At 54.3% G+C, this 282-nt stretch carries 1 protein-coding gene; it reads left to right on the top strand.

The features are described 5' to 3' along the window. A partial coding sequence (locus HMPREF2935_RS13285) for a hypothetical protein (RefSeq protein WP_168166301.1) occupies window positions 1-282 on the top strand: 282 nt, incomplete at both ends.

The raw sequence follows: 282 nt of genomic DNA on the forward strand, positions 1-282 counted from the left end.
GCTGGCTGGTCTGACTCTATCCCTTTCATTGCCGCAGAAGGCATGAAGCTCTTTATCGAAGCGTGGGCTAACGCTTCTAGCGACGCCGGAATCTATCCGCTGATTAAAGACCTGATCGACGCGCTTGGGGAGTCTACGGAAAAGACTCTGCAGGGGCTTGTTGATTTGGCTAAAACATACGCGGAGGCGGCGGCGAAAGCTCAGGCTGCAGAGTCCGTTTACTACAAGGGACAGATTTCTTCAGCGGTGAGTCTGACTACTTTGGCCCCTGGCAGGTACACG

The organism is Corynebacterium sp. HMSC076D02 (genome assembly GCF_001813815.1).
Classification (GTDB): domain Bacteria; phylum Actinomycetota; class Actinomycetes; order Mycobacteriales; family Mycobacteriaceae; genus Corynebacterium; species Corynebacterium simulans.